The organism is Streptomyces sp. NPDC098781, from assembly GCF_044759995.1.
GTDB lineage: Bacteria > Actinomycetota > Actinomycetes > Streptomycetales > Streptomycetaceae > Streptomyces.
This window is the reverse complement of sequence record NZ_JBIWAK010000006.1, coordinates 62,615-74,968: the sequence shown is the minus strand read 5'-3', so window position 1 is coordinate 74,968 and position 12,354 is coordinate 62,615. Positions and strand designations below refer to the sequence as shown.

Annotated in this window: 12 protein-coding genes; 7 read left to right on the top strand and 5 right to left on the bottom strand. The window is 71.3% G+C overall.

The genetic code is table 11. The features are described from left to right. Positions 1–152: 152 nt before the first annotated feature. From ACIQWG_RS24745 to ACIQWG_RS24730, 4 genes are all read left to right on the top strand, one after another. Positions 153–1,133 carry an ATP-binding cassette domain-containing protein gene (locus ACIQWG_RS24745; protein WP_404099612.1) on the top strand — a complete coding sequence of 327 codons (981 nt, stop codon included), beginning with the start codon at positions 153–155 and terminating at the stop codon, positions 1,131–1,133. Continuing rightward, complete coding sequence (locus ACIQWG_RS24740; RefSeq protein ID WP_404099610.1) at positions 1,130–1,981, top strand: ABC transporter permease; 852 nt, start codon at positions 1,130–1,132, stop codon at positions 1,979–1,981. Before ACIQWG_RS24745 ends, ACIQWG_RS24740 begins: the two co-directional genes overlap by 4 nt. A 443-nt stretch (positions 1,982–2,424) precedes the next feature. After that, on the top strand, positions 2,425–3,087 hold the full coding sequence (locus ACIQWG_RS24735; RefSeq protein ID WP_404099607.1) for an RNA polymerase sigma factor: 663 nt from the start codon (positions 2,425–2,427) through the stop codon (positions 3,085–3,087). After that, positions 3,087–4,175 (top strand): hypothetical protein, encoded by a 1,089-nt coding sequence (locus ACIQWG_RS24730; RefSeq protein ID WP_404099604.1) that lies wholly within the window; start codon positions 3,087–3,089, stop codon positions 4,173–4,175. Before ACIQWG_RS24735 ends, ACIQWG_RS24730 begins: the two co-directional genes overlap by 1 nt. A 201-nt stretch (positions 4,176–4,376) precedes the next feature. Here the strand turns inward: ACIQWG_RS24730 and ACIQWG_RS24725 are convergent, their stop codons facing one another. Then, positions 4,377–5,222, bottom strand: a complete 846-nt coding sequence (locus tag ACIQWG_RS24725) for a L,D-transpeptidase family protein (RefSeq protein ID WP_404099602.1) — start codon at positions 5,220–5,222, stop codon at positions 4,377–4,379. A 122-nt stretch (positions 5,223–5,344) separates the two neighbouring features. On the opposite strand from ACIQWG_RS24725, the gene ACIQWG_RS24720 reads away from it, so the two are divergent. Together ACIQWG_RS24720 and leuE are read left to right on the top strand one after the other, a co-directional pair. Continuing rightward, a complete protein-coding gene (locus tag ACIQWG_RS24720) occupies positions 5,345–6,925 on the top strand; it encodes a methylmalonyl-CoA mutase (protein ID WP_404099599.1) in 1,581 nt (526 codons plus the stop codon). 49 nt (positions 6,926–6,974) lie between these two features. Beyond that, positions 6,975–7,622 carry a leucine efflux protein LeuE gene (leuE, locus tag ACIQWG_RS24715; protein ID WP_404099597.1) on the top strand — a complete coding sequence of 216 codons (648 nt, stop codon included), beginning with the start codon at positions 6,975–6,977 and terminating at the stop codon, positions 7,620–7,622. 19 nt (positions 7,623–7,641) lie between these two features. Here leuE and ACIQWG_RS24710 read toward each other — a convergent pair whose 3' ends face one another. Then, positions 7,642–9,039 carry an FAD-dependent oxidoreductase gene (locus ACIQWG_RS24710; RefSeq protein ID WP_404100348.1) on the bottom strand — a complete coding sequence of 466 codons (1,398 nt, stop codon included), beginning with the start codon at positions 9,037–9,039 and terminating at the stop codon, positions 7,642–7,644. 86 nt (positions 9,040–9,125) lie between these two features. On the opposite strand from ACIQWG_RS24710, the gene ACIQWG_RS24705 reads away from it, so the two are divergent. Further along, positions 9,126–9,776 (top strand): TetR/AcrR family transcriptional regulator, encoded by a 651-nt coding sequence (locus tag ACIQWG_RS24705; RefSeq protein ID WP_404099595.1) that lies wholly within the window; start codon positions 9,126–9,128, stop codon positions 9,774–9,776. Positions 9,777–9,786: 10 nt separating this feature from the next. On the opposite strand, the gene ACIQWG_RS24700 is transcribed toward ACIQWG_RS24705, so the two are convergent. The 3 genes from ACIQWG_RS24700 to ACIQWG_RS24690 form a co-directional block, all read right to left on the bottom strand. Continuing rightward, complete coding sequence (locus ACIQWG_RS24700) at positions 9,787–10,269, bottom strand: hypothetical protein (protein ID WP_404099592.1); 483 nt, start codon at positions 10,267–10,269, stop codon at positions 9,787–9,789. Positions 10,270–10,354: 85 nt separating this feature from the next. Next, positions 10,355–11,164, bottom strand: a complete 810-nt coding sequence (locus tag ACIQWG_RS24695) for a helix-turn-helix domain-containing protein (RefSeq protein WP_404099589.1) — start codon at positions 11,162–11,164, stop codon at positions 10,355–10,357. 77 nt (positions 11,165–11,241) lie between these two features. Then, positions 11,242–12,258: a helix-turn-helix domain-containing protein gene (locus tag ACIQWG_RS24690; RefSeq protein WP_404099587.1), complete on the bottom strand. Its 1,017-nt coding sequence runs from the start codon at positions 12,256–12,258 to the stop codon at positions 11,242–11,244. Positions 12,259–12,354: the final 96 nt, after the last annotated feature.

The window sequence follows — 12,354 nt, the reverse complement described above, 5'->3', positions numbered from 1 at the left end:
GGCCTTCCGTGCCCTAGCTTGTAGCAGTGGTCAAATTTGATTACTGACCCGGAGCGCCGCCCTTTCCTCCCTCCCCGTCCTCGGGGGCTCTCCCGGTGCGCCAGTCATGGCGCACAGCCCCTCGTGGCGCATCAGGACCAAGGAGTCACAGATTGAGTTCGCAATCCACCCTTGCCATCGAGACATCGGGCCTCGTCAAAGTCTTCGGTGAGACGCGTGCCGTCGACGGCGTCGACCTGGCCATCCCCCAGGGCGTCGTGTATGGCGTGCTGGGGCCCAACGGTGCGGGCAAGACGACGACGATCCGGATGCTGTCCACCCTGCTGACCCCCGACGGCGGAACCGCCCGGGTGCTCGGGCACGACGTGGTCAAGGAGGCCGATGCGGTGCGCAGCCGGGTGAGTCTCACCGGCCAGTACGCCTCGATCGACGAGGACCTCACCGCCACCGAGAACCTGACCCTGCTCGCCAGGCTGCTGGGCTTCTCCCGCGTCCAGGCGGCGCAGCGGGCCGAGGAGTTGCTCGCGGCCTTCGACCTCACGGAGGCCGCCGGACGGCAGTCCAAGACCTTCTCCGGGGGTATGCGTCGCCGGCTCGACATCGCCGCCAGCCTCGTCGTCACCCCCGACCTGCTCTTCCTGGACGAGCCGACCACCGGACTCGACCCGCGCAGCCGCAACCAGGTGTGGGACAGCGTGCGGGCCATGGTGGCCCTGGGCACCACGATCCTGCTCACCACGCAGTATCTGGACGAGGCCGACCAACTGGCCGACCGGATCGCCGTCATCGACCACGGCCGGGTCATCGCCGAGGGCACCACCGGCGAGCTCAAGTCGTCGGTCGGCACCGGAGCCCTGCACGTACGGCTCGTCAAAGCCGAAAGCCGCCCCGAGGCCTCCCAGTTGCTCACCCGGGCCCTCGCCGCGCCGGTCTTCCAGGAGTCCGACCCGTTCGCGCTCTCGGTCCGGACCGACGACAACGAGCGGGTGGCCCGTGCCCTGGGCGAACTCGCCCGTTCCGAGATCGCCGTCTCGGACTTCGCCTTCGGCCGGCCCAGCCTCGACGAGGTCTTCCTCGCCCTGACCGGCCGCCCCGCGGAAGACAGCAGCACCGACCAGGAGGACGCGGCATGACCCTCACTTCCGAGAAGGCCACCGCGGGCGTGCCCGCCGACGCCCTGCGCAAGGCCCTCACCAGCCAGATCACCATCTCCCGCCCCAACCCGCTGACCGCCGTACGGGTCTCGGCGTGGCGGACGATGCGGAAGATGAAGCACTACGGCGTCGCCGTGATCTTCGACGTCACGCTGATGCCCATCGTCTTCCTGCTGACCTTCACCTATCTGTTCGGCGGCGCGTTCGCCGGATCGACCAAGGAATACCTCCAGTACTTCCTGCCGGGCGTCCTCGTGCAGACCGTCGTGATGCCGACGGTCTACACCGGTACCGCCCTCAACATGGACATCACCCGGGGCATCTACGACCGCTTCCGGACCATGCCGTTCTGGCAGCCGGCCACCATCGTGGGCAGCCTCCTCGGCGACATCGTCCGCTATGTGCTGGCGCTGACCACCACGATGGGTGTCGGCCTGGCGCTGGGTTTCCGTCCCGACGGCGGAGTGGGCGGCGTACTGGCCGCGATGCTGCTCCTGCTGGTCTTCGCGGTGAGCGTCAGCTGGATCTTCGCCGCCCTGGGCGTGGTCGCCAAGGCACCCGAGACGGTGTCCGGCTCCAGCATGCTGGTCATGTTCCCGCTGGTCTTCACCAGCAACATCTTCGTGGAGCCCGACACGATGCCCGGCTGGATGGAAGCGATCGTCAAGGTCAACCCGGTCAGCAACGCGGCCACCGCCGTACGCGGCCTGGTCCACGGTGACGCGAGCAGCTCCGACATCGGCTGGGTCCTGCTGGCCTGTGCGGTCATCACGGTGATCTTCGCCCCGCTGACCATGTACCTCTACCGCGCCAAGAGCCGCACCTGACGGCACCCCCGAACGAGCCACGGCAGCCGGGGTCGGTTGCATTCCCCCGTCGGCCGGCCCCGAGCTGCCGTGGCTCTCTCATCGCCCCCGTCGCGAACATCGGCGACGGGGGCGCTTTTCTGGGCCTGGACGGGCGAGGGCGCGGACGAGGGCCACGTCGCCGGACCGCGGAGACGGCCGGGGCCGCCACCCCCCACAGGAGAGGCCCCGGCCGTCGCGCGGCACGGGCCGCGCGGCGGCCCGTATCTTCTACAGCGTCATGACTGCGTTTTCTGTCACACCTGGGCGGACACTTCGCGGATTCCGGGGTAGTTGCACGTTGTACGGACATGGACGAGCAGCGGTTTCAGGCCGTAACGTGCCTTTCGCGCCGGACGCGGAGGGTGTAAGACCACCGCAACGACCTGCGGTCTTGGAACCGCAACCACCAATTGAGGTATCCAGTGCTGGGGGACGACGCGGAGTTGACCGCCGCGGTGCTTGCGGCGCAGGACGGGGACGAGACCGCGTTCCGGACTGTGTACCGCTCCGTGCACCCGCGGTTGCTCGGATACGTGCGGACGCTGGTCGGCGACCCGGACGCCGAGGACGTCGCCTCCGAGGCATGGCTTCAGATAGCGCGTGACCTGGAGCGGTTCAGCGGGGACGCGGACCGGTTCCGCGGCTGGGCGGCCCGGATAGCCCGCAACCGCGCGCTGGACCACATACGCATGCGCGGCCGCCGTCCCGCGATCGGCGGCGACGAGACCGAGCTGACCGGGAAGGCCGCCGAGTCCGACACCGCCGGTGAGGCCATGGAGGCGCTGGCCACCGACGGCACCCTCTCCCTCATCGCCCGGCTCCCGCAGGACCAGGCCGAGGCGGTCGTCCTGCGCGTGGTCGTGGGGCTCGACGCCAAGACGGCCGCGGAGACGCTGGGCAAGCGCCCGGGCGCCGTACGGACCGCCGCGCACCGGGGTCTGAAGCGGCTCGCCGAGCTGCTCGGCGACGATCCGGAATCCTCCGGGGTGCTTGACGCCCTGCCTCCCCAGCCCGAACCGCGCGGTCGTGCGGTGACGTCCGCGAGTGTGACGCATACGCGTTCGCGGACGCAGAAGGATGTGTGATGGCCGACGAGCTGTACAGATGGCTGGACCGCGAAACGGCGGAGCGCTTGCTGAGCGGAGAGCCACTTGAGGCTGTCGACGCCACCCATCGCGACCAGGCTGAACGGCTCGCCAAGACGCTTGAGTCACTGACCGTCGAACCCCCGCTGACCAGCGAGGAACTCCCGGGAGAGGACGCGGCGTTGGCCGCGTTCCGGGCGGCTCGCGCGCAGCGTGAGGAGGTTTCCGCCGCCGTCGGTGACGGTCCCGGGCCGCACGCCTCCGATGTCTGCGATGCCCCCGACGTCGGGCTCGTCCGGATCGGCGCCCCCGGACGCGACGTCCGTCGCCCCCGCTGGGCCCGTCCGGTACGGCTCGGTCTCGCCGCCGCGCTGGCCGTCGGCATGGTCGGCGGGGTCGCGGTCGCGACCGGAACCGGAGTCCTGCCGACACCGTTCGACTCGAACGAACCGGCTCGTCCGGCCGTCACCGCCTCGGTGCCGGTGCCTTCCGAACGGCCGCTCATCTCGCCCTCACCGGGGACCGGCGCGCAGGCCGAGCCCACCCCCGACGACGACTCGCCGGCCCCCACCGACACCGGCGCCCCCGAGGGCGTGACGCCCGGCGGCGGCCCGGCCGCGGAGCACGAGTCCGCCGGCGGGGACCCGGGCGGATCCGGCGGCCGGTGGAAGGCCGTCACCTCCTACTGCCGCGCCCTGCGCGACGGCAAGCCGCTGTCCCTGGACCGCCGGCGCTCCCTGGAAGGCGCGGCGGGCAGTGCGGCACGGGTGCGCAAGTTCTGCAAGAACGTCCTGGCCACCGCCGGCGACCGCGCCGAGCGCGGCGACGACGACGGCGACAAGGGCGACGGCCAGGACGAGGAGAAGGACCGAGGCAAGGGGAAGGGCGAGGGCAAGGACCGAGGGAAGGACAAGGGCCACCGGAAGGGTCACGGCAAGGGCCGGGACCATGACGGTGACGGCGACGGGGACCGCTCCCGGAGCCACGACGGCCGCCGCACCCACAGCGCCGCCCAGCTCCCGTCGCTCGTGACCGGCTTCCTGCCGGACCGGACCCCGCCGGCCTCTTCCCCCGCAATGGGCCTCTGACCTGCTATTTCTTCGATCGTCGGAAAATTCTTCGGACGCAGAGTGACGTTTTCGGCCGCGTCGGCGCTGATGAGAGTGAGCCGACTGGTCATCGGCCGTCGCACAGAGCCGGGGTTCCCCCCGTACCTGCGGCTCGTGCATCGGCGCGGGCGGGACACGTTCCCCCGGTCCCGCCCGCGCCCCACACCCGCCCTGTGCGCCTCACCAGTGGACGACGACCTTGTCGCCGGTCCGCACCCGCGCGAACATCTCCTTGATCGCCGGCTCGTCCGCCACGTTGACGCAGCCGTGCGAGGCACCCGCGTAACCCCGCGCCGCGAAGTCGGACGAGAAGTGCACCGCCTGGCCGCCGCTGAAGAACATCGCGTACGGCATGGGGGAGTCGTAGAGCGTCGACACATGGTGCCGTGACTTCCAGTAGACGGTGAACACACCCTCCCGGGTGGGTGTGTACTGCGACCCGAACCGCACCGGCACCGCCGCGACGGTCCGCCCGTCCACCATCCAGCGCAGCGTCCGGCTCGACTTGCTGATGCACAGCACCCGGCCGGTCAGGCACCGCGCGTCCGGCGCGTCGGCGGGCTGCCCGCCCATCAGATACAGGTCCCACTTGCCGGGTTCGCGGGTCATCCGCAGCAGCCGCTCCCAGGTGACCTCGTCGGTCCGCCCGGTCCTGGGCAGTCCGCGCTTGCCCTGGAAGCCCTCGACCGCCCGCTCGGTGAGATCGTCGTAGGTCCCGGTCGGCCCGTCGAAGAGCCAGGCGATCTGCCGGAGCCGGGCCTGTAGCTCGCGTATGTCACGGCCGGTGTCGCCCCGCTGCCACAGCACCGCGGGCGCGGGCGCGGCCGGCGCCGGGGTCGTGCCGGACTTGTCGTCGGGCGGCGCCGACTTCGGGGACGGCGTGCCGTCCGGGAGCTCTATGCGGATCGGTGAGTGCCGCTCCCCGTCGGAGCCCCGCACCGTGCAACCGCACAGCAGCACGGTGAGCGCGGCTCCCGCGGCGAGTACGGCGTTCGCTCTCCCCAGCACCATGCCTTTGGTACGCATCCCGACCCCCGGTGTCTCACCCCTGCCACCCCGATGTCACCTGAGATGTTCCCCGCACGTGACCGGTCGCGAACTACACGGCATGGTGGGACACAGGGGGAACGGTCCTCGGGAGGCACACCATGGCGCGTGAGTCGGAGTCCGCACTGCCGATCGAGCCGGTCTACGGCCCGGCCGCGCTGTCCGGCTGGGATCCGGCCGAGAGGCTGGGCGAACCGGGCTCGTACCCGTACACCCGCGGCGTGTACCCCACGATGTACACCGGCCGCCCCTGGACGATGCGCCAGTACGCGGGCTTCGGCACGGCGCGGGAATCGAACGCCCGTTACCGCGACCTGATCGCGCACGGCACGACCGGTCTGTCGGTCGCCTTCGACCTGCCCACGCAGATGGGCCACGACTCCGACGCCCCGATCGCGCACGGCGAGGTCGGCAAGGTGGGCGTGGCCATCGACTCGATCGACGACATGCGGGTGCTGTTCGGCGGGATCCCGCTGGACGAGGTGTCGACGTCGATGACGATCAACGCACCGGCCGCCGTGCTGCTCCTCCTCTACCAACTCGTGGCCGAGGAGCAGGGGATCCGGGCGGACCGACTCACCGGCACGATCCAGAACGACGTGCTGAAGGAGTACATCGCGCGCGGCACGTACATCTTCCCGCCGAAGCCCTCCCTGCGGCTGACCGCCGACATCTTCCGGTACTGCCGGGCCGAGATCCCGAAGTGGAACACCATCTCGATCTCCGGCTACCACATGGCCGAGGCCGGGGCGAGCCCGGTGCAGGAGCTCGCCTTCACGCTCGCGGACGGCATCGAGTACGTGCGGACCGCGGTCGCCGCCGGCATGGACGTCGACGACTTCGCACCGCGCCTGTCCTTCTTCTTCGTGGCGCGTACGACGATCCTGGAGGAGGTCGCCAAGTTCCGCGCCGCACGCCGGGTGTGGGCACGGGTCATGCGGGACGAGTTCGGCGCGCGGAACCCCAAGTCGCTGATGCTGCGCTTCCACACCCAGACGGCCGGTGTGCAGCTGACGGCCCAGCAGCCGGAGGTGAACCTGGTCCGGGTCGCGGTCCAGGGCCTCGCGGCGGTCCTCGGCGGCACCCAGTCCCTGCACACCAACTCCTTCGACGAGGCCATCGCGCTGCCCACCGACAAGGCGGCCCGGCTGGCCCTGCGCACCCAGCAGGTGCTGGCCCACGAGACGGACGTCACGGCGACGGTCGACCCCTTCGCCGGCTCCTACGCCGTCGAGAGGATCACGGACGACGTGGAGGCGGCGACCGTCGAGCTGATGCGGCGGGTCGAGGACCTGGGCGGCGCCGTCGCCGCGATCGAGCAGGGCTTCCAGAAGGGCGAGATCGAGCGGAGCGCCTACCGGGTCGCCCAGGAGACCGACTCCGGTGAGCGGGTGGTCGTGGGCGTCAACCGCTTCCAGCTCGACGAGGAGGAGCCCTACCAGCCGCTCCGTGTGGACCCCGCCATCGAGGCCCAGCAGTGGGAGCGCCTGGCGAGGCTCCGCGCGGAACGCGACCAGCGGACGGCCGACGCGGCGCTGGCCGCGCTGCGGAAGGCGGCCGGGAGCGAGGACAACGTCCTGTACCCGATGAAGGACGCGCTACGGGCCAGGGCGACCGTGGGCGAGGTGTGCAACGCCCTGCGGGAGGTGTGGGGGACGTACGTCCCGTCGGACGTCTTCTGATCCGAGACGCCCGGGTGGAGTGTCGGTGGCCCGTGCCACACTCCTTCTCATGTTCGGTGTCATCGATCTCCCCACCTATCTGGCCGGTCTCGTCCTGATCGTCCTGCTGCCCGGCCCCAACTCGCTGTACGTGCTGTCCGTGGCCGCCCGCCGCGGGATCCGGGCCGGGTACACCGCCGCCGCCGGGGTGTGGTGCGGGGACACCGTTCTGATGACCCTGTCCGCCGCCGGGGTCGCCTCGCTGCTCCAGGCGAACGCCGTGCTGTTCGGGATAGTGAAGTACGCCGGGGCCGGGTACCTGACCTGGCTGGCGATCGGGATGCTGCGGGCCGCCTGGGCGATGTGGCGGACCCGGCGCGAGAAGGCCGCCGTCGAGGTGTCCGAATCCGTCGCCGACGAGCGGCCCCTGCGCCGCGCCTTCGTCATCAGTCTGCTCAACCCCAAGGCGATCCTGTTCTTCGTCGCCTTCTTCGTGCAGTTCGTCGACCCGGGGTACGTCTATCCCGCGCTGTCGTTCGTGGTGCTCGGGGCGTTCGCCCAGCTCGCGAGCTTCCTGTACCTCAGCGCGCTGATCTTCAGCGGTACCAGGCTGGCGAGCGCCTTCCGGCGCCGCAAGCGGCTGTCGGCCGGCGCGACCTCGGCGGCGGGAGCGCTGTTCCTCGGCTTCGCGGTGAAGCTGTCGCTCGCCGGTTCATGACCGGTGCCCCGGCCGGCGACTAGAGGCCGGCCCGCCGAAGGTATTTCGCCAGTCCGTCGCCCGTCTCGCCGGCCCAGCCCACATAGCCGTCCGGCCGCACCAGGAACAGGCCCGTGCCGTACGGCTCCTGCGCCACCCCCCGGACCACGCCGACCGCCTCCGGCAGCTCCGGTGCCTCGGCACCGAGCGCCAGCAGCGTCCAGTGCGGTCCCCGGAACGCGTCGAAGAGCCGGGTGCCGCCGACCGTCCCGTCCGGGGCGCGGTCGCCCGCGTGTATCGCGCCCGGTGTCTCGCGGGTCTCCTCGGTGAGGCTGGAATCCCGGTATCCGAGGCCCAGTTGGCGCGTCGCCTGTCCGCGCCGCACCTCCCCGCGGTGCACGCTCGTCGACAGGCCGAGCATGCCGGCCGCGACCGGGCGCCGCTCCTCCTCGTAGGTCTCCAGCAGAGCCTCGTCGACCCCGTCCCGCAGGACGGCGCCCAGCTTCCAGCCCAGGTTGTAGGCGTCCTGCACACTCGTGTTGAGTCCCTGGCCGCCGGCCGGTGAGTGGACATGGGCGGCGTCCCCCGCGAGGAACACCCGGCCGTCCCGGAACCGGTCCGCGAGCGCCGCGCGCGGCCGGAAGTTCGAGGCCCACCGCACCTCGGTCACGTCCTGCGGCGCCAGATGCGAACGGGCGGCGACCACCTTGCGCACGCCCTCCAAGGAGACGTCCACCGACGAGCCCTCCGGGAACTGGGCCGCGACCTGGAAGTCCTCCGTGCCGGCGAGGGGGCAGATCGCGAGGAAGCCGTCGCCCTCGCCCCGCGGCGGGAAGAGATGCCAGTTGTCCCGGTCCAGGCCGGTGATCCGGACGTCCGCCACCAGCGCCGGGTTCGGGTCGACCGTCTCCCCGGTCATGGTGATGCCGAGGGTCCGCCGCACCGCCGAGCGCCCGCCGTCGGCGGCGACGACATACCGCGCGCGCAAGCTGGTGCCGTCGGCGAAGCCGACCGTCACCCCGTCCGCTTCCTGTGTCAGCCCGACAACCTCCCGGCCGAACGCGACCTTCCCGCCCAGCTCCGCCAGCCGCGCGAAGAGGATCTCCTGGGTCCGCCACTGCGGGACCATCCAGGGCGCGCTGTAGGGGGAGTCCTCCGTCGCCTCCGCCGGGTCGAACATCTGGTGCTCGCCCGTCCGCTTCCCGTCCTGCCAGATCATCCCGACCGGGTAGCTGCCGCCGGCCGCGCGGATCGCGTCGAGCACCCCCAGGTCGTCGAAGACCTCCATGGTCCGCGGCTGGATGCCCTTGCCGCGCGAGCCGGGGAACAGGCTCCCGTCCCGCTCCACGACCAGCGCGTCCACGCCCCGCCGGCCGAGGTCGATGCCGAGCGCCAGCCCGGTCGGGCCCGCCCCGACGATCAGTACGTCCGCGTGCATACCGTCTGTGTTCATGCCATAACTCCTTAACGCTGTTAAGTGCTGTCGGTTCCGAGAGTGCCCTTAACGCCGTTAAGCTGTCAAGCGTGACTACGGAACGACGAGCGCCCCTGGATCGCACCCGCGTGGCCGACACCGCCCTGCGGCTCCTGAACGAGGTGGGCCTGGACGGCCTGACCCTCCGCGCCATCGCCAAGGAGCTCGACGTCAAGGCGCCGGCCCTGTACTGGCACTTCAAGGACAAACAGGCGCTGCTCGACGAGATGGCGACCGAGATGTACCGCCGGATGATCGCCGGGACACCCCTCGACCCCGACGACACCTGGCGGGAGCGGCTGCTGAAGGCCAACCGCGGGCTGCGCGCGGCGCTGCTCGGCTACCGCGACGGTGCCAAGGTGTTCAGCGGCTCACGGTTCACGGCCGTCGTGCACGCCGAGCAGATGGAGGACACCCTGCGGCTCTTCACGGCGGCCGGCTTCTCCCTCGCCCAGGCGGTCCGCGCGACCTCGACGACGTACCTCTACACCCTCGGGTTCGTCACCGAGGAGCAGGGCGTCGAACCGCTGCCGGGCGAGCGCCGCGAGGGTTACGACATAAGCGAACGCGCCCGCCTGTTGGCCGACTTTCCACTGTCGGCTCAGGCGGGCGCGGAGATCTTCGCTGACTACGACCGGCACTTCGAAGAGGGGCTGGCGGTGGTGATCGCCGGGATTGAGGCGCGGTACGGAGTCAGGTGAGACCGGCGGATCAGCTGTGGGTGCCGGTCCAGCGGTAGTAGGAGCCGGTGACCTGGCCGGCGTCCGAGGCGTAGACGGCGTCCCTGACGTCGCTCGTCCGCACGAGCGACTCGTCGCTTCCGCCCAGCAGGCCCTGAAGCAGCTTGTTGTCGGCCCTGTAGTAGAAGAGCTGGCCGGTGGCGGAGCTGTCGCAGCCGCTGGTCCAGACGGCGTTGACGTCCGTCTTGTTGTCGGTCATCAGACAGAGACCGGTCTCCCGGTTCTTCAGCTGCTTCCAGGTGCCGCCACCGACCCAGTCCCAGTCCTGGCGGTCGCTGCCGTTGCAGTTCGTCGCGAACGCGGACCCGGACCCGCCGGTCAGGCAGGTGCGGAACTCCTCGTTCTGGAACTGCCAGTACGCGGGCGCCGCCTGTGCGGTTGAGGGGAGTACCAGGCCGGCCCCCATGGCAAGCGCGCTGACCGCGGTGACGGTGGCAAGTCGCAGTTTCCTCATCACGAACCTCTCTCAGGAGCAGGAAGTGAACCGAGCAACAGCATTGCCGGGCGCGGCAGTTGAGACGTTGGCGAGCAGAGCACACTCATGTGGCAATGCGTCCACCGCGGTCGGTGGCGCTGCGCCGGTAGTCCGTCGGCGGGATGCCGTACGCCGCACGGAAGGCGCGGGCGAAGTCGGTCGCGCGGGGAAAGCCCCAGCGCGCGGCGATGGTGTGCACGGGCGTGCCGGCCTGGGCCGGGTCGGCGAGGTCGAAGCGGGCGCGTTCCAGGCGCTGCCGGCGGATGAGGACGGCGACGGTCTCGTGCTCGCCCTGGAAGACCCGGTGCAGATAGCTCAGCGAGATGCCGTGCGCGGCGGCGATGGCCGTCGGAGTCAACTCCGGGTCGGACAGATGCCGTTGGACGAACGCCTCGACACGGGACACGAGGGTCCGCCGATGGGGGTCCGGCGGCAGGGCCGGACCCGCTTCCAGTGCGAGCGTGAACAGGGCCGCGACCAGATCGCACAGGACCGTGCCCAGCCGCGGCCCGTCCGACGGCTGGAACGCGCCCGCGTCCCGGGTGAGCTGCGCGAGGAACCGGGCCAGGACGGCCCCCACCCCGTCCCGGCTAGACAGCCGGCGGCCCAGCAGCGCGTCCGCACTGCCCCGGGGCAGGGGTAACAGTGCCTCCGGTATGCCGACGCAGAAGGCGCCCGCGGGCAGGACGGTCGCCGCGCCGGCCGGTACGACCGTCGCCTCGCCGTCCGGCAGCAGCACCAGGTGGTAGCGCCGGCCGGCGTCCCGCGCGGACGGCCGGCGCCGGACGGTCAGCGGCCCGGTGCTCGCGCACCACACCGCCACGGCACCGAGTTCGACAGGCCGAGCCCCGAACGGGGCCGTCACTCTTCCCATGAATCCCCCCACAGAATCCCCAGTTGTGGGGAAACATACGGGTTCATCCAGGTATCGAAGGTGAACGGGGGATTGCATCAGACGGAACTCTGCCGCCGGTGCTCCCGGGGCGGGATCCCGTACTCGGTGCGGAACGCGCGGGTGAAGGAGGCGTGGTCCCGGAACCCCCAGCGGGCCGCTATGCGGTGGATCGGCAGGTCCCGCAGCCGCCCGTCCCCGAGATCACGGCGGGCCCGCTCCAGGCGCCGGCGCCGGATGAGTTCCGTGACCGTGGTCTCGCGGGTGCGGAACAGACGGTGCAGATAGCTGACGGAGATGTGGTGCGCGGCGGCGACGACCCCCGGCGAGAGGTCCGGCTCGGGTAGCCGCTCCTCGATGAACGCGTCGATGCGCAGCAGCAGCACGCCGGGACCGAAGTGCTCCGGCACCGGGGTGTCGTCGTCGAGGTGATGGGCGAGGGTCGCGGCCAGCAGGTCGACGGCCACCGAACCGAGGCGTGCCGTGTCGTCGGACGGTCGTGGCGCGGGCTCCTGGGATGCGTCCGGCCCGTCGCCGGGGTCCGGTGCCCCGGTCCCGCCCCCCGGAGTCATGCCCGTCCCCGTCACGGTCTGGGCCCCCGGCATCGCGTCGCCCAGGAACTGGGTGAGCAGGGCCCCCACCCCCCTCCTCCCGGTCAGCGGCCGGCCGAGCAGCCCCTGCGCCCGTCTCGCCCTCGGCGGCAGCAGCGCACGGGGCACATGGGCCCGCACCAGAGTCGCCGTTCCCCCGCCGGCGATCCCCACCCGCAGCGGCCGCGAGCTGTCGTAGAGCGCGAAGTCCCGCCCGCTCAGTACCGCCTCGCGACCCGCGTGCGCCACGCGCAGGGCCCCCTGCCGGGGGAAGACCACACAGCACAGCTCCGGGTCCGACCGCTGGATCAGCCGTTCGGTGCGCCGGACGACGGCGGGGGAGAGGGTCAGCTCCGCCACGCTCACCGGGCCGAGCTCCGCCGCCCGCGCCGTCGCCCGGAACAGCTCGGGTGCGTGGCTGGTCACCGCCATCGGATGATCGCTGTGGCGCAGGAAGTCGTCGAAGCGGGCCAGTCGTTCGGCCACCGGTAAGTCCCCGCTGTCGAACACCGTACTGATCACGAATTCCCCCTGGATCCCGGCACCCGTCACGTTTCATTCGTCGAACAGAAGATCGACGAT

What these genes read in the sequence shown, in the direction of transcription:
- ACIQWG_RS24700 (WP_404099592.1), bottom strand. Translation starts at nt 10,269, where the DNA reads ATGAGGAAACTGCGACTTGCCACCGTCACCGCGGTCAGCGCGCTTGCC.
- ACIQWG_RS24720 (WP_404099599.1), top strand. Translation starts at nt 5,345, where the DNA reads ATGGCGCGTGAGTCGGAGTCCGCACTGCCGATCGAGCCGGTCTACGGC.
- ACIQWG_RS24710 (WP_404100348.1), bottom strand. Translation starts at nt 9,039, where the DNA reads ATGCACGCGGACGTACTGATCGTCGGGGCGGGCCCGACCGGGCTGGCG.
- ACIQWG_RS24730 (WP_404099604.1), top strand. Translation starts at nt 3,087, where the DNA reads ATGGCCGACGAGCTGTACAGATGGCTGGACCGCGAAACGGCGGAGCGC.
- ACIQWG_RS24740 (WP_404099610.1), top strand. Translation starts at nt 1,130, where the DNA reads ATGACCCTCACTTCCGAGAAGGCCACCGCGGGCGTGCCCGCCGACGCC.
- leuE (WP_404099597.1), top strand. Translation starts at nt 6,975, where the DNA reads ATGTTCGGTGTCATCGATCTCCCCACCTATCTGGCCGGTCTCGTCCTG.
- ACIQWG_RS24725 (WP_404099602.1), bottom strand. Translation starts at nt 5,222, where the DNA reads ATGCGTACCAAAGGCATGGTGCTGGGGAGAGCGAACGCCGTACTCGCC.
- ACIQWG_RS24695 (WP_404099589.1), bottom strand. Translation starts at nt 11,164, where the DNA reads ATGGGAAGAGTGACGGCCCCGTTCGGGGCTCGGCCTGTCGAACTCGGT.